This window comes from Candidatus Phytoplasma ziziphi, assembly GCF_003640545.1.
GTDB lineage: Bacteria > Bacillota_I > Bacilli_A > Acholeplasmatales > Acholeplasmataceae > Phytoplasma > Phytoplasma ziziphi.
Genome location: NZ_CP025121.1, coordinates 384618 through 403997, shown reverse-complemented (window position 1 = coordinate 403997; position 19380 = coordinate 384618). Strand labels below are relative to the sequence as shown.

The 19380-nt window shown below is 26.5% G+C and carries 19 protein-coding genes and 2 pseudogenes; all 21 read right to left on the bottom strand.

The features are described from left to right. Nucleotides 1-57 precede the first annotated feature (57 nt). The 21 genes and pseudogenes from CWO85_RS02035 to ffh all read right to left on the bottom strand — a co-directional run bounded on the left by CWO85_RS02035 (nt 58) and on the right by ffh (nt 19369). Complete coding sequence (locus CWO85_RS02035; protein WP_121464016.1) at nt 58-1680, bottom strand: coiled-coil domain-containing protein; 1623 nt, start codon at nt 1678-1680, stop codon at nt 58-60. Beyond that, on the bottom strand, nt 1680-2615 hold the full coding sequence (locus CWO85_RS02030; protein ID WP_121464015.1) for an AAA family ATPase: 936 nt from the start codon (nt 2613-2615) through the stop codon (nt 1680-1682). Before CWO85_RS02030 ends, CWO85_RS02035 begins: the two co-directional genes overlap by 1 nt. A gap of 164 nt (nt 2616-2779) precedes the next feature. Then, a complete protein-coding gene (ltrA, locus tag CWO85_RS02025) occupies nt 2780-4453 on the bottom strand; it encodes a group II intron reverse transcriptase/maturase (protein ID WP_236628348.1) in 1674 nt (557 codons plus the stop codon). A 559-nt stretch (nt 4454-5012) separates the two neighbouring features. Continuing rightward, nucleotides 5013-5360, bottom strand: coding sequence for a hypothetical protein (locus CWO85_RS02020; RefSeq protein WP_121464014.1), 348 nt, complete (start codon nt 5358-5360; stop codon nt 5013-5015). 60 nt (nt 5361-5420) lie between these two features. After that, nucleotides 5421-6041 (bottom strand): hypothetical protein, encoded by a 621-nt coding sequence (locus CWO85_RS02015; protein ID WP_121463926.1) that lies wholly within the window; start codon nt 6039-6041, stop codon nt 5421-5423. A 2-nt stretch (nt 6042-6043) separates the two neighbouring features. Next, on the bottom strand, nt 6044-6331 hold the full coding sequence (locus CWO85_RS02010) for a hypothetical protein (protein ID WP_121463925.1): 288 nt from the start codon (nt 6329-6331) through the stop codon (nt 6044-6046). 29 nt (nt 6332-6360) lie between these two features. Next, nucleotides 6361-6651 (bottom strand): HU family DNA-binding protein, encoded by a 291-nt coding sequence (locus CWO85_RS02005; RefSeq protein ID WP_121463924.1) that lies wholly within the window; start codon nt 6649-6651, stop codon nt 6361-6363. A gap of 198 nt (nt 6652-6849) precedes the next feature. Then, nucleotides 6850-7098: a hypothetical protein gene (locus CWO85_RS03725; RefSeq protein WP_201736622.1), complete on the bottom strand. Its 249-nt coding sequence runs from the start codon at nt 7096-7098 to the stop codon at nt 6850-6852. Beyond that, entirely contained in the window at nt 7082-7351 is a 270-nt protein-coding gene (locus tag CWO85_RS01995; protein WP_121463818.1) for a DUF2963 domain-containing protein, read from the bottom strand. Before CWO85_RS01995 ends, CWO85_RS03725 begins: the two co-directional genes overlap by 17 nt. A gap of 273 nt (nt 7352-7624) precedes the next feature. Next, a pseudogene (locus CWO85_RS01990) lies at nt 7625-7958 on the bottom strand (single-stranded DNA-binding protein). A 232-nt stretch (nt 7959-8190) separates the two neighbouring features. After that, the gene (locus CWO85_RS01985) at nt 8191-8796 is read right to left on the bottom strand and encodes a sigma-70 family RNA polymerase sigma factor (protein WP_121463923.1); all 606 of its coding nucleotides are present in this window, start codon (nt 8794-8796) and stop codon (nt 8191-8193) included. Between the two features lie 89 nt (nt 8797-8885). After that, on the bottom strand, nt 8886-9203 hold the full coding sequence (locus CWO85_RS01980) for a hypothetical protein (RefSeq protein ID WP_121464013.1): 318 nt from the start codon (nt 9201-9203) through the stop codon (nt 8886-8888). Nucleotides 9204-9444: 241 nt separating this feature from the next. Then, on the bottom strand, nt 9445-11394 hold the full coding sequence (locus tag CWO85_RS01975; protein WP_236628347.1) for a heavy metal translocating P-type ATPase: 1950 nt from the start codon (nt 11392-11394) through the stop codon (nt 9445-9447). Between the two features lie 100 nt (nt 11395-11494). Continuing rightward, the gene (locus CWO85_RS01970; protein ID WP_121464256.1) at nt 11495-11845 is read right to left on the bottom strand and encodes a SpoVG family protein; all 351 of its coding nucleotides are present in this window, start codon (nt 11843-11845) and stop codon (nt 11495-11497) included. 12 nt (nt 11846-11857) lie between these two features. Beyond that, a pseudogene (spoVG, locus tag CWO85_RS01965) lies at nt 11858-12121 on the bottom strand (septation regulator SpoVG); the annotation flags it as partial. Nucleotides 12122-12274: 153 nt separating this feature from the next. After that, a complete protein-coding gene (rsmA, locus tag CWO85_RS01960) occupies nt 12275-13093 on the bottom strand; it encodes a 16S rRNA (adenine(1518)-N(6)/adenine(1519)-N(6))-dimethyltransferase RsmA (protein ID WP_121464011.1) in 819 nt (272 codons plus the stop codon). A 2-nt stretch (nt 13094-13095) separates the two neighbouring features. After that, nucleotides 13096-14394, bottom strand: a complete 1299-nt coding sequence (locus CWO85_RS01955; protein WP_236628346.1) for an HD domain-containing protein — start codon at nt 14392-14394, stop codon at nt 13096-13098. Nucleotides 14395-14561: 167 nt separating this feature from the next. Further along, nucleotides 14562-15143: a phosphate propanoyltransferase gene (pduL, locus tag CWO85_RS01950; RefSeq protein ID WP_201736606.1), complete on the bottom strand. Its 582-nt coding sequence runs from the start codon at nt 15141-15143 to the stop codon at nt 14562-14564. A gap of 192 nt (nt 15144-15335) precedes the next feature. Then, nucleotides 15336-16982 carry an AAA family ATPase gene (locus CWO85_RS01945; RefSeq protein WP_121464009.1) on the bottom strand — a complete coding sequence of 549 codons (1647 nt, stop codon included), beginning with the start codon at nt 16980-16982 and terminating at the stop codon, nt 15336-15338. Nucleotides 16983-17118: 136 nt separating this feature from the next. Beyond that, nucleotides 17119-17970 (bottom strand): 5'-3' exonuclease, encoded by an 852-nt coding sequence (locus CWO85_RS01940; RefSeq protein ID WP_121464008.1) that lies wholly within the window; start codon nt 17968-17970, stop codon nt 17119-17121. Between the two features lie 49 nt (nt 17971-18019). Continuing rightward, nucleotides 18020-19369 carry a signal recognition particle protein gene (ffh, locus tag CWO85_RS01935; protein ID WP_121464007.1) on the bottom strand — a complete coding sequence of 450 codons (1350 nt, stop codon included), beginning with the start codon at nt 19367-19369 and terminating at the stop codon, nt 18020-18022. Between the last annotated feature and the right edge of the window lie 11 nt (nt 19370-19380).

The window sequence follows — 19380 nt, the reverse complement described above, 5'->3', positions numbered from 1 at the left end:
TATACATTTTTATATTTTAAATATCCAATAAAAAAGTTATTAGGTTAAATTTAATGATTATTTATTAGTAATTGGTTTAAAAAATTTAGCATATTGTTTTTCTTTTTGTTTTTCTTCGTAGCGTTTTTGGGAGTGAGCATAACTAGGATTTTTTTGTTTTAGTTCTTCTTTCGTATTTTCGATTTCTACGTTTTTGTCTTCTAGTTGTTGTTCTAAATCAGAGTGTTTAAATACTAACTCTCTTACGATATCGCCTGAAACTTCATTTAGTTTTTTGGTTAATTCATCGGTGATTTTGATGTATTCAGTGATTATAGATTGGCCTTGTTGGTGAATTTTATCTATTTGGGCACTTTCTTCTCCTGTTTCGTTAATTAAATTTTGTGTTTTTTGACAAATTTTGTATTCTTGTTTTTTTGCTTCATAGTCTTTATAATCGGCATCAAGTTTGTCTTTATCGCGGTCAATACGAGAACAAATAGAGTCATAAGTTTCTTTGGAAATCATTTTAGGTGTTCCATTTTCATTAACAAATAGGTCTTTGGCTAAATTAATTACTCGATGAGTTTCGTGAATTATTAATCCGCTTTTCGCGATAGTTCCAGCGGCTTTTTTAGTAATTCCGCCTGCTACTGCTTTTAAGAAACCGCGCCCACCAAAAGCATCCATATATAATTCGGCACCTTGGAAAAGGGCGTCTCGAAGGTTGCCAAAACTAAATTCGTGTTTTTTATCCCAGTCATCAAGAGCGATTTTGGATGCGTCTGCGCCTTGTCGTAAAATTTCTAATTGTTTTCTTTCTATGTCGATAGTTATTATTTTAACATCAATTTCATCGATGTTTTTTTGGATTTCAGCTTTACGTTCTTCCACAGTTTTGATTTTGCCAAAAATTCGTTGTTTATCCGTTGACAATTCGTCATAATGGCGTTGTATGGTATCTCTTACTCTGATGGCGTTGGATAACATGTCTGTGTACATTGTTTGATCAGCTTCTAAATTGGCGATTTGGAGTGAAACTTGAGTTATTTGATGCATTATTTCATTTCGTTCGTCTTGTAATTTAGAAATTTGAGCTTGTAATCTAATTTTATCATCAGGGGATGCTAATTTTTCTTCTTCTTGTTTTTGTTTAATTTCTTTTTCTTTAGTTTCTTTATCTTGTTCTAATTGTAAAAGTTGTCCTTTTAAAATAGCGATATTGTCTGTAGTATCTTTTAATTGGTCTTTTATTTCTTTAATTTTTCCTTCGTTTTGCTCTAAAATTTTTTTAATTTTTTCTTTTTGTTCTTGAGTAATTTCTTGTTTTTCATATAATGTTTTTAATTCATCTTCACATTTTTTTAATTCGGTTTCCCAGTCTTTTTTAAGGCCTTTATAGTTATTAATAGTTTCATCGTATTTGTCAATGGCTTTATCAATTTCCCCAATTAATTGGCCGACATATTTAGATGATGGTAGTGTTTTGAAAAAAGATAAATAAATAAAACTAAAAAGAAATAAAATAATTAAAAAATAAACTAAATAGCCTTTCCAAGTAGTGCTGTAGTTGTTATGTGTGTTGTCGTATTTTCTTTTGAAGAAAAAGAAAATACTAAAAATAGAGATGGCCGTAATGGCCCAAGTATAATAGGCTCTAAAGTTAATAAAACCTTTAATTAAATTTAGTGGTGTTAACATTATTTAGTTTCTCCTTTCTTTTGATTTTCGATTTGATCTAATGTTTCGATGTTTTGGGAAACGATCATTTGATAAGCTTGTTTTAAATCTTCTTGATTGATTTCATTTCTTTTATTTTCGCCAGTTCCTCTATTTTGAGCGAAGACGATTACTGTTGTTTTTAAAATATTTTCTAAAGTACGATTAGCTTTTAAGAATTGTTGATGATGTGGTAATCTTTCTAAAGCTTCATTAATCACTTCAAATAAGTATTTTTTAGCTTCGTCGCTATAAGGGTTTTTACGTTTTTTAATTAGGAATTCTAAAAATTGTTGACGTTCAACTTTGTTACCAGGTTTTACTTCGATGTTATAAGTAAATCTTGATTTAATAACTTCATCAATTTGGTCCTCGTGGTTGGTTGCGCCAATAATGAAAATTGGTTTTTCAGGATTGTTTTCAAAAGATGTCATTTCGGTTTTAAATTGATTAACCACATTGGCAATTTCAGACCCTGCTTCTAAGGTACCTAAATTTGTAAAAATAGTTTCGCATTCATCTAAAAAGATAATGGCGCCATTGTTTTTTGCAGCTTCTTTTCTAGCTGCTTCAAATAAATCTTTGACCATTTGCGGAGCTAATCCTTTATATTTTTGTGAAAATAAAGAACTACTTACTTCAAAGAATGGTAATTTGGTTTCTTTGGCTAAGGCTCTTGCTAAAGTTGTTTTTCCTGTTCCTGGAACTCCGTATAACAAGATACCTAATGGAGGCTCTACGTCGCCGATTCCTTGATAGTTTTCTTGGTTTTTAAGATAATCAATAAAACCTTTGACTGCTTTTAATTCTTGTTTAAACCCAATTAATTTATCAAAAGTTAGAAAATATGGATAGATAAATTGCGCCTCACTAACAGGATTTGTTTTTCTGTTAGATTTACTACAATCTGCCCCCATCCAAACGGTGCGAGCAAGTTTCCAAGCACACCGCTTTCCATAATTTATCCCTGTTAAGGGACTAACTTTGCATTACTGCTAATTAGTTATTTATTCAAATCTGTTTTGTTGTCCTATGATTTTTGAAAATTTTGATGTCTCGTATTTGTTGGTTTGTTCGTCTTCTATGGCATTTTTTGCACAGTACGATCGTTTTTTTTATCCCTCACACTTCTCCAATTCGCATCGCGAACTGTTTTGGTGTGGTGGATTTCCAACTTGACATCCTTTTTATGGCATATCTCACATTTTTGGGCTTGTAGCCTTTTGATGAGAGACGTGCGACCTTTTAGGAAGTTAGGGTTAGGATTTTTATCAGGTTTTCCTTTAAATTTCCTCATCCCTTTCATCCTGTTCCAGTCGTAGGTTAGCCATGTTTCCTTTTTGAGCTTTCCTTGGTTATCATATTCGATTTCCCAGGTTTTCCCCAATTGGTATTTCTTTCGGACCCTTGCAATGGAAGTTTTCTTTTTCCCTGCAAGTGTCTTTAAACAAGTGTATTCCGCGATATACGCCAGGTACGTTAATTGAGCGAGATTATTGGCTAAACAAAAATATTGGATAATTCCATTTATTATTGCCTTATAGGTACGAATTATTTCTAATTCATCCCTACTTATTAACCCTTTATCATGCATGATTTCCTTTCCTTTTAACCACCCATGTTCTTTTCCATATTCCTTTGAGGTTATCTTAGGTATTTGGATTTGGACTTTCCCGTTTAGAGAATTCTTAGCGGTTTTCTTTAATCGGTTTTGGTTGGTTGGGTATATCTTTATCATGTAGGACAGAAATTTTGTTCCTTTATTGGCTTTGATAATTTTTGTTTTATCTTTGCTAATTTCCAGGTTCAAGTCTTCTTCCAGCCATTTAGTGATGAGTTGTTTAATTTTATCAGCTTTATCACGTTCTCCTTTTATCCCAATAATGAAGTCGTCTGCATAGCGGATGTATTCCACTCTTGGGTTTGGGTTTAGGTTTATACGACGATCTACGTTGATATTTCGGCTCCCTTTATAGCGTAATCTTGCATATTCGGAGTTTGTCCTCCTTTGGGGGATGCCTTCCTTGATGAGGTTTTCCATTTTCTGGTCTATGTAGTGTAAATATACATTCGCTAGTAAGGGTGATATGATTCCCCCTTGTGGCGAACCTTTCGAGGTATTATAAGTCATTCCTTTTTCTTTCACGTCCGCTTTTAACCATTTTGTAATTGTGGTTAACGCTTTATTCTTCCTAATGTGTTTATTCAACATTTTTAGGAGAATATCGTGATCGATAGTATCAAAGTAGCCTTTTATATCAATTTTAATTAGATAGTCTATTCCTTGGAATCTCTGTTTAATGCGTTTAATTGCGTCTAAACAGGATTTCTTGGGTCTAAAACCAAAACTCCATTCTGAGAAAATGTTCTCATAATATGGAGTAAGAAGTTGTTCCATGGCTTTTTGAGTTATTCTATCTTGGATAATTGGAATTCCCAACGGTCTGGTTTTACCGTTCTTTTTAGGAATGTTAACTCTTCTTATTGGTTTAGGTTCATAGCGGTTATTGACGTACTCCATATGATATTTTTCCATCTTTTTTAGACTGATGGCGTCAATGGTTTTATTGTCAATCCCACTTGTTCCCGCCCCAGTGTTGGATGCTACCTGGTTAAACGCTATTTGAGTGTTCAGCAGGTTATTCATTCCATGTTGGAGTTCCTTTTTTAAAGTTTGATTGTTTAAAGCTTTGATTTGAATTCTTTTCAAGGTCCGAGAGAGCTTAAATTCATTTTTTGAATTAATTGTTGACATAGACATCAACTCCTTTCTCGGTTGTCTTGAATAGATAATAAATTACTAACCTTTTTCGCCTTGTGCTTAGCTTTCCTAAGCTCCCTGGGAGGGCGATTGTCATAAATATTTCAATTTATGTTTTGCTTCTCCGACTACTGTAAGGTCTCTTTATCCTTGACCCTCAAGGCTTTTATTCCTTGAGTTGCAATTTTAATTGCTTAGTTTTAGGATTCTCCAAGTTACTCTAAATATCTACCTTTGTCCTTTAGGTGATGTACCCATTCCACGATGTGGTTTATGGTTGATTCCAGGTTTTCTTTGTTGATAAACTATCCAGGACCAAAAATATATCCTGATAGACTCTGGACTGCTCGGCTCTATTAGCTTGCGAGGCAGGTTAATCCATTACATCTTGACTTTCCATCTTAGGCCATTTCAGGCTTATCCGTAGGACAATTTGGTTGCGGCGCCCTCTTGACTAGCTACTTCGTCTCAACCCGCTTTTTGGAGCTGCTGTAATCTCTTATTCTTTCGTTTAAGAGACCGCTCCAATCCATTCAATGTTTATCGGCATTGGTTATTGGTTAGATAACACGATATTTAGGCATCTTTGGCGCCCTTTTTGGGGATTAGTAGGTTGGAATTGATTTTTATCTTCTTCAAAGTTTGATATTGCAGAGGATTGGTTTTCTAATAAAATTTGTGATTCTTGCTTATTTTGTTGTTCTATTTTTTTGGTTACATCTACATTTTGCTTTTGAAGCGCTTTTATTCCTTGTTGATGTTCTATTATTTGTTTTTCGGTTTCGATTAAAGTTTGGTGATGAATCCAAACATAAGTTCCTAGAGAAAAACAAAAAAATAAGATGATGATAGTTATCATTAAATGTTTTGAAAGTGGTTTTTGTTCGATTTGCTTTTTCATTCGGTTATTTTCCTTTCTCATAAAAAAAAGACCAAGAAAAACTTGGTCTTTATTAATCAATTAAGCTGTTTGAACAATTGAGGTTTTAATAGTTTGATTGCCGCCACTGAAAGAATTGCCTTTAGAATCAACTAATTCGTAATCAAAAATTAAGTCTAATTCAGGTTTTTTTCCATCGATAGTTTCTTTAATAATTTCTTTTTGTTCGATACCGATTTGGATTGTTATAGTTCCATTTCCTTCTTTTAAAGCCGTTAAAGGACGTTGAGATTCATCATATTCATTATTATTAACTTTCATTGATAAATTAAAAAAATTTGTCGGATTTTCAAAAGTTGTTTTAGTATCATATGAAGAAGTTATTTTTAAATATAAAGGATCCATTTCTACTCCATTTGTGTTAAGTACAGCTTTATGTTCCATTTCGATTAAATGTTGATATTTGCTTGGTTTGAAGTTTGGTATAGGAAGAGGTATAAGAATTTTATCCTCGTTATTTCCTTTAGTTCGTTCAACATTAAACAAAGGGAATTTATCTAACAATGAAATTTTTTCTTTTCTTTGTCGGGCGAAGTAATTTTGTAAAGCAGTAATTGAAACGATGGTAAAAAATAAACTAATAAAAACTACTAAAATGGTAAAAATTTTATTTTTTGTTTGTTTTTTTGTTTGTGATTTCATAATTATTTTCCTCCTGGGATTATTGATTTAATTAAGTTGATAAAATTATTGATTCCTGTAGTAAACCAAGGAATTTTATTTTCATAGTAAATAACCATAAAATAGAAAGTAATTGCCATAAAATATAAAATAAACATAGTTGTGTGAGTGATTTTTTTTAATAAATTGCATTTTTTTGTTGGGACAATAGTTATATTTTCTTGTTTAGGGTTAGTCATTGTTTTTATTTTTTGGTTGTGATTTGTTTCGTTAGTATTAGATTTTGGTTTTTTCTTAATGATTTTATTCATATTTTTTTCTCCTTTTGTTTGATATTTGTTTATTCTAATTTTAAATCTTTCACTTTATCTTTAATGGTTTTAGATAATTTGAAAGTTACTACCGTTTTTGCAGGTATTTCTAGTTTTTTTCCTGTTTTGGGGTTTTTACCTACATATGCTTTTCTTGCTTTTAATTTGAATTTACCAATTTGAGGGGATAAAATTACTTCTTCGTTGGATGTGATAGCTTCAATTAGAGCGTTCTCAAATGAGTTATAAAATTCTTCTGTTTTAGTTGCAGAAGTTTTGTTGGATAAAGCGATTTTTTTAATTAATTCTTTTTTAGTCATTTTTGGGTTTCTCCTTTTTTGATTTTTTTTGAAAATTATTGTTATTTAAATTAAAATAGAGTTTCGCTTAAAATTTAATGATGTGAAACGATGGTAAAAATTTTAATTCTACTCATAATTTTTAATAATGATTTCTTGATTGATGTTTTTATTGGTGAGATTATGGGTAGTTGTTGTTTTTATTTTTTTATAGTTTTTCTAAAATTTGAACCTTTTAATGTCTTGGTCTTGAATAACAGGTTTTTCAATTTCTTTAATAATCTCTTTTTCAATAATTTTATCTTTGAAAATAGTAATCGGTTCTTGGAAATTAGAATTTGAAGGTATATTTTCTATATTAGAATTAGCAGGTGTTTTTTCTATAAATTGAATATATACGAAAATGGCGATTATCATCCCCATCAATAAACAAATGATATTATCAAAATAATTAATTTTTGTTTTCATATCGATATATTATTTTTTTAATTATTCGACCTTTGTCATTAAATTCTTCAATACAATCAATAGTTTCGCCGTCGATACAATAAAATATTTCTTTAATCATTTGACCTTTGTCATTAAATTCGGAAATATAATGAATAGTTTCGCCGTCGGGTTGATATGTTATTTCTTTAATTTTTTGACCTTTGTCATTAAATTCGTGAATATAATGATGAATATATTTGCCGTCGGCTAGATATGTTATTTTTTTAGTCATTTGACCTTATTAACTCCTTTTTTTTAAATAATAAAAAAAATTTTTTTCTTTTATCACCTATTACTTTTGAACTGGATGGTTTTTGTTAAATGTATAAATTATTAATATATCAAAAATCATAAATTTTTTAATTTTAATTTTAAATTGCATTAATTATTTTTTAGATTTTTTTGACTAAAAATAATTAAATGATTTAAAATAAAAGACCTGAGTTAACGCTCAGGTCTTTATTAAGTTTATTTGATTATTATTGAGTTTTATGAATTTATTGTTTTAAAAAGGTAAAGTTTCTTGAGGTTTATTGTCTAAAAAGATGACATTATGTACGATTACTTTTGTATTTGTTTTCTTTTGACCTTCGTTGTTGGTGTATTTTTGGACAGATAATGTCCCTTCTAGATAAATTTTAGATCCTTTATGTAAGTATTTTTTCATGTTGTCAGCTTGGGTTCTAAAAACCACACAAGGAATATATTGTACTTTGTCTTTGTTTTGGTTAACCGCTAATTGAAAATCTATTTTAGGGACTTGTTCATTGTTAACCTTAAGTATATTGTTTGTCAAGATCATGAGTGATACGACCAATTAATTGAACTTTATTTAACATATTTTATTTTTCCTTCTTTTTGATATATTTTTTATTTATTTATAGATAAAATTTTTGAAAACAAATGTATTTAAGACTATCTGATTTGTTGATGTTGGAATCGTTTATTACTGTTGTTTCAAAAATTTTATGTTGGGCTTTGATACAAAAAAAGATTACTTTGAAAGTAATCTGGTTTTTATTTTTTTATTGTTTTGAATAACTAGTTTAAAGTCATTACGGACGAGAAAGGTTAACGTTTTTTTAATTTTTTGATAGTGATGTTTTTAATGTTTTTTACTTGTTTTAAAGATAAATTAAGTTTTTCAGCAATTTCGGTGTTGGTATAACATCTTTGATAATCTTCATTGATATTCCCTAAAGGAACACCAAAACTTAAATGGATAATTTTGAATTCGGTTTTGCTTAACTTAACTTTCATTTTTTTTAAAAAAATTTCATGATTAACTTGTTTTAACCATAATTGATGAGGGTTAAGAATTTGACAATGCCATGTATGTTTTTCTTCTTGAAAAGAAGGATTATTAGTTTTATGAGTTTTTTGAGGAATTGAAGGAGAATGACTTTTTCTTATTAATTCTCTGATTTCCGATTTGATAGTTGGAGTTGCGTAAGAAATGAAGTTATAACCTAAATCTTCGTAATTATTGAGGGCTTTGATTAATCCTAAAATCCCTTCTTGGTATAAATCCTCTTTTTGAAGGACACGCGGATAATATTTAAATTGCTTAACTAATTTATTTACTAATGGCAAATGTAAATCGATTAGTTGATAACGAATTGTTAAATTCTTTTTATTTTTTAAAAAATCTTTAAATAATTCTTGTCTCTTTAACATTTAATGCCTTTCTAAAAAACGTTTTTAGAAAAGATATGAAATTTTTTTTAGTCTTGAAACACAAAAAAAGACTAACTTAATAGTTAGTCTTAAAGATTTTTTAAAAAATAAAAAGTGTCTAAACTTTTGGAACAGTTCACTTTCATTGAATTTAGAGATTTAGGTAAATCAATAGTTTTAGTTTCTTTTAATGGACAGTTAATGATGTATTTATAATCAGTAGTTTCGCATTCAAAACGAGTATTATTATTTGAACATTTTTGATTATAAGTATTACCAATTTGTATATTAACATATTTCACAATATCATAACTTGGAGTTAATGATTTAGGTAAATTTATCATTTCAATTACTTTATGTTTTTGTTTGAATTTAAAAGCATATAAAAGAATTAGATTGAGTTTCATGATTGATTAAATCATTGTAAGAAAGAGTATTTGAACCATAAAAACGATAGCCTTTTGGAAAGTATAATGAATGATAATTATTAGATGCATCTAGTGCATATGGTAAAATGATGCATAAATGTTAGCATTATTATAACAATTTTTTCTAATGTCAATTTGGCGATTAGTTAAATTAATTCTAAAAAAAACTCAGTTAATAAATAACTGAGCTATATTTATAATTAAATATTTAATTATTTGTTTATTCGATATCATTTCTTAATCTTAAACAATTAAAAATAACTAATAAAGTACTTCCTTCATGAGCAATAACTGCTATAGGCAAAGGTAATTCACGGGAAATATTAATTAAACAAAATACTATTATAATAGAAAAAGCGAATATAATATTTTGCCATACCACTCTATTTAATTTTTTAGAAATCTTATGCGCATATATTATTTTTCTTAAATCATTTTTAACTAAAACAATATCTGCGATATCAATAACAACATCGCTACCCTCTTGTAAAGTTATTGAAATATCAGAAGCAGCTAAAGCAGGAGAATCATTAACTCCATCACCAACCATAGCAACAACATGTTTTTGTTCTTTCATTTCGTTAATATATTTAACTTTATCTTCTGGCAAACAATTAGAAAAAACATAATTCAAATTCAAATCAAAAGAAATAGCTTCCGCTACTTGTTTATTATCGCCTGTCAGCATAGTAGTATTTACATTATTTTTATTAAAATACTCAATCATTTCTTTAGATTCATCACGAACTATATCAATGATAGCAAGAATAATAATAATTTTATCATTATGACTAAAATAAATAACTGTTTGGCCTTGATTCAAAAATTCTTGAGTTTTTTCTTCTATTTCGGTAGGAACATTTTCAAAAATATTATATTTAGCTATTTTATAATGATTATCTTTTTGATCGAAAGCTTCAACTCCAACTCCAATTAAATTAGTAGTTTGTAATTTTAAAGAAAAATTTAAATCAAAATTTTCTTTAAAATATTTTTGTATTGCAAAAGATATTGGATGATTAGAATCTTTTTCCATCGTCCATAAAATATCTAAATATTGTTTTCTTTCGTTTTCTAATATTTCTGAATTAAAAAAAATCGCTTTAACTTCAATTTTTCCTTGTGTTAAAGTACCTGTTTTATCAAAAACAATAGTTTTAACCTCAGATAAAATACCTAAAGATTTTCCGTTTTTTAATAAAACTCCTTTTTTAGCTAAATTAGAAATAGCTGAAAGAGTAGCTGGTATATCAGCGACAGCTAAAGCACATGGAGCAGCGACAGTTAAAAAAATCATACTTTTCAATAAAATTTTTCTAAACTTTATATCTGTATAACAAAAATAATTGTATATTCCGGATATAACAATAAACCCTAAAATAGCAAAAATAATTGATTTAATATATACAGGAGCTATTTTATTAATGAAAGAAGCTTTTTTAGAAACATTACTTTGAATTTTTTCAGTTAATCGGATTATTTCAGAAAAAATAGTTTTATCTTCTGTTTGAGTAATTTCAACTATCAAAGTATTACTTAAATTCAAATTACTACCAAAAACTTTATCGCCTTCTTTTTTTTCTAAAGGAATACTTTCGCCTGTAATAGTTGATTCGTCTATGGAAGACTGACCTGATACAATAACGCCATCAGAAGGTATTTGCTCACCGTTCAAAACCACAACTCGATCGCCTATTTGTAAATCAGAAACATCTATCAATTCGTAATCATTATTTTTTTTTAATAATTTAGCTTTTTTGGGTTTTATATCTAAAAGTTTTTTTATATCCTTTTGATTTTTATTTTCAACATATTCTTCTAAAAATTGAGCTCCTCCAAAAATAATAATCAATAAAATAGATTCATTATATTTTTCCATAACAAAAGATAAAAAAGAAACTAAAATCATTAAAATATGAACATTAAAAGTTAATTTTCGATTTTTCTTGGTTTGTTCGTAAGTTTTAACAAAACCTTCTTTAATAACTGGATATCCAGTTAAAAATAAAATCAAAATTGTTAAAAATATTTTGAAAAATATTAATTTTGAGTCATCCATTCCAAAAGAAATTCCAAAATCTAACGGAAGAAAAAATAAAAAATAAAATAAAAGACCTATAAAAAATAAATAAATAAATTTTTTATGACTTTCAAATTCTTTTTCTTTCAAAGTACTATCCCATATAATTATAATATTATCTTTCTAAAGAATTTATAAAATCACTATCTTAAAAACAATTTTGTTTTTTAAAAATTTATTTTTAATTTTATCAAACTGATAGAATATCATCCTCTATTGGTCCATTACCTTCTAATTGTGAATTGTTTTCTGTTACTTCTTGGAAAACTTTTTTACATTCTTCTTCGATCATCTGTCTTGTTTCTTGAGTAATTGGGTGAGCGATATCTATATAAACGCCTTTAGAATTTTTTGTACTTGGCATTGCGATAAATAAGCTTCTTTCGCCTTCGATAATTTTAATACCATGAACCACAAAACAATCATTTAATGTAATAGATGCTTTTCCTCTTAATCTAGTTTTACTGTTAGGATATAAATTCACTTTAACATTTGTAACTTGAAGATTGCTTTGGCTATCTTCATTTTCGAATGTTCCCATTTCCATTTTACTTTCTTCTTTATCAACCATTTCTTGGAAAGTGTTTTTAACTTTCTCTTCGATCATTTGTCTTGTTTCTCTATTTATAGGATGCGCAATATCTACATAAATTCCTTTAGAATTTTTTGTACTTGGCATTGCGATAAAAAGACCTTTTTCTCCTTCTATAACTTTAATATTATGAACTACAAAACAATTATCCAATGTAATAGAAGCGACAGCTTTTAATCTATTTTTATTAGTATATAAATTTATTCTTACGTAAGTAACTTGCATTTTAATATATATTTCCCTTATTAATAATTTATCTTATTTTATATTTAATTAAATATAATTGTAACACTATAAAGTATGTTAACATATTTATTAAAAAATAACATCTTTATTTTAATATTTTATATAACTTTATATTTTTTAATTCTTTAATTTCTATTTAAAATTAAAAAATTTTAAAAAAAGAATTGTTATTTCTTTAAATCTTGAAATACTAATTTCTTCGGCTCTAATATTTTTAGAAATATTATGTTTTTGAAAAAAATTTAAAATTTCATTTTTATCAATATCAAAATTTTTACTTAAGTTGTTAAGTAAATTTTTTCTTTTTTGTTGAAAAGAAGCTTTAACAAATCGATAAAAATCTTTTTCGATAAATTCTTTTTCTTCATTATTTAAATCTAATTTATCAAATCTCAAAACAATACCATCAACTTTAGGTTGCGGAAAAAACATATTTTTTTTTATTACTTTTATTTTAGTAATACAAGTTAAAGATTGTACTAAAACACTTAAAGCATTATAATTTTTTTCTTTTTCCTTAGATATAATCCTTAAACCTACTTCTTTTTGAATCATAATAGTAAAAGTTCGGATTTGAGGTATAAATAAAATCTTAAATAAAAGAGGAGTAGCAATAGAATAAGGCAAATTGCCGATCAAAACTATTTCTTCTTTTTGAAAATATTTCACAAAATCTTCTAATAAATCGCGTGTTAAAACATCATCATAAATAATATTAATTTTAGATTCTTCATCAAAATCTAAAAAAATCTTTAAATCAGAATCAATTTCATAGGCCAAAACCTTTTTAGCTTTAGGCAATATTAAACGAGTTAAAGTGCCTTTACCGGGGCCAATTTCAACAACATTTTTATTTTCTAAATCAGCTTTTTGGATAATATTTTTTAATAAATTCACATCATTTAAAAAATTTTGTCCATATTTTTTTTTAAATATATGCTTTTGTTTCATTATTAATATTCTCTATAAAAAAATTTTAATTTTTTTTGTTTTTTTTGCGATTTCTTATTTAAAACAACATCATTAATAATAGGCGATTCTTCGCTAAAAACTTTAGTTAGTGTTTTATCTTTTGTATAAATTAAAATACTTTCACCAATATTCTCGTCATCATTTTTATAAATACAAAAGGGGATATCTGTATCATAAGTATAATATTCTTTGTTTCGGCCATAATAATTATTAATTTTTTCAATTTTTTTTTTATTTTCATAATTATTATCTAAGTAACTCCAAATCTTACGATTTAAAAAATCAAAACATAAATCAGATAAAATTTTATCTTTTTCATCTTTTAAATAAAAGATTAAAGTGTTTGTATAAAAATCATCAATATTCAAATAAGCTTGAATATCATCAGGGTTTTTCTGAAATTTTCTTAAAATAGAAAGAATATTATTAGAATTATTTTTGCAATCTATTTCGAATTTATAATTTTCCTCTAATAAATAAAGAAGTCTTTTAAAAATGTTTCTAAAAATAACCGAAAATCCTAATACTTTAGAATGATTATATACTATAGAATACATATGATAACGACTAATTAAATAATTTTCTATAACAGAAATATTTTTTTTTTGGAACACAATCTTTTTATTTATTTCATCTATTTCTATACTCCGAATTAAACGTTCAGAATCAATATAACCATAACTTACCCCAACAAAAAAAGCATCTCTTTTTAAATAATCTAAACGATCGAAATCTAATTGACTTGTTAAAAGTTGTTCAATCAACTGAAATTTATTTTCTTTTTTGATTATAGAAGCGACATCATATTTAAAATCAGGATCAAGTTTATCTAAAATATCAACAATCTGAAAATGTTTTTCGATTATTTCTGCACTTTTTTTTTCATGACAAGTTTTAAAAATTTCCTCAAAAACATGAGAATAAGAACCATGACCTACATCATGTAATAAAGCCGCAGTTAATAAAAGCATTTTATCTCTATGATTAAATATGTCTTTTAAAACATTATTATTTTTGTCTAAAAATCTTCTAGCTAATTCATAAACTCCTAAACTATGAATAAAACGAGAATGTTCACCGCAACTGAAAACAATATGGACAAAACTCAATTGTTTAATTCTCCTCAATCTTTGCATAGGAAAAGTATTAATTAATTGTTCTACAAAATCATAATCAATATATATGTAACCATAAATAGCATCATTAAAAACTTCGGGTTTTTGTAATTCTTGAGGCGGTTTGTATTCTTTAGATGCTATATTATTTGTATTATTAGTCAATATCTAATAAACTTCTTTCTGATAAATAATCTTAATTATTATCTTATTCAAATCTAAAACTTTAACCAAATTGAATATATAAACCAATCGCTTATTATATATATTATAATAAAAATTTTAAAAAATACATTTTATTTTTATTTATTAAAGAAAAATATTTAAATAATTTAAATTTTTAAAATCAATTGCGCTGAATCCCCTGTTTTTAACAAAAAAGCGCTTGCATCATCAGTATCTAAATGACATTCTAATGAAAAACTTTCATCTACACGACATAAAACATTTCCTAAAATACCTGATTTAATACCATCAATTTTAATATTAACTACTTGTTTATCTACAACATTAAATTCCTTAGCTTCTTGTGGCGAAAAATGAATATGTCTATCAGCTATAATGACGCCTTCTTTAATTTCGACTTTGCCCTTAGGCCCTATCAAAATAGCTGGAGCAGAACCTTTAATATCTCCTGAAGATCTAACAGGAACTTGTATTTTAATTCTTAAGCTGTCACTTTGGCTTATTTCTACTTGATCTAATTTTCTTACAGGACCTAAAATACGCACATTTTTTAAAATTTGTCCTGATGAACTCATAACATCAATTTTTTCTTCAGCGGCAAATTGCCCTTTTTGTTTTAAATTTTTATAAAAAGTTAATTTATAATTTTTGGAACCAAATAAAATATCAAGTGTTTCTTGAGATAAATGTGCATGTCTTCCTGAGATGCCTATTGGTATTAAATTCATAATTTCATATATCCTAATTTCTATTTAATTTATTTTTGTTTTTTTTAATTCGAATGATTTAATTAATATTATTAATTTAATAAAAAAATATTACAAATTTTCATAATAATTGTTTTTATTCAATTGTATACAAATAATCAAAAAATCATTATCATATTTAAATTATATAATAATGTAAATAAAATCAATAATTTAAATTAAATTCTGATCATTTGGCCAAATATAAAATAATCCTGAACGTTCGAATTGTTCATTATTCATTTTATTTTTAAGTTGATCGTGAGGTTCTGTGAAGAAAGAATTTAAATTTTTCCATGTGTCCTTATAATATGTGTCTGTATTATAATTTTCAATAATTTTCTGAGCTGTACAGTAAGATTTATTAATAATATCAAAAATTATTGTTTCTTTATCTTTGACTATTACTTTTTGATTTTCATTATTTGGTAAACCTTCAGGATTTAACATTCCAAATTTATCTATCATTTCGGAAGCAATTATTTTAGCTTTTTGTAAATCATCAGAAGAACCTATACTAACAGATTTATAAAAAATTGATTCGGCTGCTCTTCCGCCGAACAATATAATAATTTTTTGCAAAAAATCATCACGAGTTAATAAATTTCTATCTTCCTTAGGAAAAGATAATGTATAACCACCTTTATCACCTCTCGACTCGACATTAATACGATTTACATTAAAATTAAAAGCTTTAGATACAACAGCGTGACCTAATTCATGTTGAATAATTCTATTTTTATCTGAATTGCTTTCAATAACTTTATTTTTGGGTCCTAAAACTACTTCGTCCCAAGCATCATAAAAATTATCTATTGTTACTATAGTTTTGCCCTTATGATCTTTTTCATTAGCTAATTTTTTTACTTCTTTTATCAAAGAATTAATTTGTGCAGCAGTAAAATGAGTTTTTGATAAAAATTTAGATAAAGTTATTTTGTCTTCGGATAGAGGTAAAAATGTTTTATCTTTATTTTTACTAAAAAAATATTCAAGAAGTTCTTTAATATCAGAATGATTAGGATATCCTAAATAAATATGATTACCTAAACGTCCTTCTCTAATCAAAGCTTCATCTAACAAATCTTTTCTGTTGGTAGAGCCAAAAACAATTCCATAAGGAGAATTTTTAATTTTTCCATCACCAGAATGAAAACCATCAATTTCTGATAATAAAGCGTTCAAACTGTTTTCTGTTTCGATAGATGAACTTCCTTCCGAACTTCTTTTTCTACCTATAGAATCTATTTCATCAATAAAAATAAAAAAATACTTTTGACCCTTATTCATAGCCGTCTCTCTAGCTGTTTTAAACAGTTTTCTAATACGAGCAGCTCCTACACCTACATATTTTTCTACAAATTCAGAACCATTAACAACATAAAAAGATGCATTTTGTTTCAAAGAACCAGCTAAACAATTAGCTAAATAAGTCTTACCTGTTCCAGGAGGACCATGTAACAAAAATCCTCTAGGAATATCTTTATTTGCGTCTTTAATATTTTGTATTAATTCCAACATTTGTTGTTTGACAGGCTCATAACTTCGAAAATCATTTTCAATTGTAAGATGATTTTCTTTAATTATTTTATCTTCGGCCCATTTTTTATCTTGATCGATTAACAAATCGCCATTTTTATTTGTCATTGTACGAATACCCAAATACAAAAAGAAAATCATTACAACATAAAAAATAATATTAACAATTATTTGAACTATTGATAAATAATATTTCAATTTTTTTTTCTTTTTAGGTAATAATGGCGGCGGTGTCGATCTATTACCTTGAGGATTTTCGAATATTTGTGATTCCCAATTCATTGTATATCTCTCTTTTTATATTTTATTTTGGAAATAAAAATATATTTTTAAAACAACTTATATTTAATAATCATTTAATTCAAAAATATAAAAAAATTTTGAATTAAATTAAAATTTTTTTATATTTTTAAAAGATTTAATTTTGTTTTAATTTATATTTTTGCAAAAAATTTTGTAATACAGAAAATGGTTTTTTTTGAATTTGAGTTTGAGTATAATCAAACGATAAAGGAACTAATTTATTAATAGTAACTAAATGGCGATTTAAGAAAACTTCTTTTTTGAATTGAATTAATTTAGATTTTATTTTTAAATTTAAATTATTTAAATTATCAAAAATATTTTCTAAATTATCAAATTGATCCAATAATTTCAAAGCTGTTTTAGGTCCTATCGAAGGAACTCCTTTAATATTATCCGAATTATCTCCTGTTATACTTTTGAAATCAATTATTTGATTAGGACTCAAACCGAATTCTTTCTCTAATGTTTGAAAATCATAATAAATAACATTTTTTAAACCTTGTTTGATTAAACAAACTGTAATATTAGAATCTACTAATTGAAGTAAATCTTTATCACTAGAAAAAATAAGAACAGAAATATTATTTCTTCCTGCTTGTTTTGCGATAGTTCCGATAATATCGTCCGCTTCGTAACCATCTTGTGAACAATGATGTATTCCTGACAAAGTTAAATATTCTTTAATTAAAGGAATTTGATGAATCAAAGATTCAGGAGTTTTAACACGACTTTGTTTATATCCTTCGTAAAGTTTATGTCTATATGTTTTATGTTTAGAATCAAAAGCGACACAAATATAATCTTCAGTTTGCTCCAAAATTTTTCTAAACATATTTATAAAAACTATTAATGCATTTACATCTTGTCCTTCTTTATTTTGCATTAATTTTTGTTGTTTATAATAAGTAGCGTAATAAGCTCTAAAAACTAAAGAATTACCATCTACTAAAACTAATTTACGCATGTTTTTATTTAATCTCCAAAACAAATATTTATAAACAAAAAAATCATTTTTAATTTAAAAATTTACTCAATAAGTCTTCAGGATTGTTTACATCATTTAAATCTAAATTCTTCATTTGTTTAGATATTTGTTTTTGTTTTTTAATAAATTCTATTAAATGACTAATGTCGGCTGGTTCACTTCCTGAACCTTTAACGATTCTAGTTCTTCTTCTATTATTATTTTCAATTAATTTAGGTTTCAATCTTTCTTCTTTGGTCATACTTTGAATAATAGATCGAAATTTTTGAATAACATCACTTTCTAAAAAAGGCATTTTTTTGATTTTAGAATTGATCCCTGGAATAAAACTTAACATTTTATTCATAGAACCTAATTTTTTTAACAACTTAAGTTGTTTTATTAAATCATTATAATTATAATCTTCTTGTAAAATTCTATCTAAAACTTCTTTGTCTTGTTTTGTATTTATTTTATCTTCTACATTATCAATTAAAGTTAAAATATCACCCATATCTAATATTCTAGAAGCCATGCGTTCTGGATAAAAAATTTCGAAATTATCATCGTTATGTTTTTCCGAAGAAGAAGTAAATTTAATAGGTAAATTAGTGATATACTTCATTGATAAAGCAGCTCCACCTTTAGTATCAGAATCCATTTTGGTTAAAATAATACCTGTAGCTCCTATTTGTTCATGAAAACTCTTAGCTATATTCACAGACTGTTGACCTAAAAGAGCATCGGCTACAATTAATACATCAGAAGGATTAACTTTTTTCTTAATATTTTTTATTTCTTCTATCATTTCATTATCAATAGTCAAACGTCCCGCTGTATCGACAATAACTGTATCAAAATTATTTTGTTCAGCATATTTTATACCATTGTTGACAATATCCAAAACTTTTTCATCTTTTTGAGTAAAAACTTCAATACCTGTCTTTTCACCAATAGATTTCAACTGTTCTACAGCTCCAAATCTATACATATCAGCGGCAATTAATAAAACTTTTTTTTGCATTTTCTTTTTAATCCAAAAAGATAATTTGCCAGCAGTTGTAGTTTTTCCGCTGCCTTGTAATCCCATCAAAAGAATAATATTTAATTTTTTATCTAAACTTAAAGCAGTATTTTTATGACCTAAAATAATTGTCAAAATATCTTTTATAATTTTAATAACTTGTTCTTGAGGCTTAATTCCTTTAAGAACTTCTTGACCTAAAGTTTTTTGCTTTATTAATTCATTAAATTCAGTGATAACTTCGTAACTTACATCGGCTTCAAGTAAAGATACACGAATTTCTTTCATTATCGTTTCAATATCTTGAGAACTAATAAATTTTTTTCCTCTGATTTTATTTATGATTTTAGAAAAACCATCACTTAAAAAACTCATTTTATTTTTAT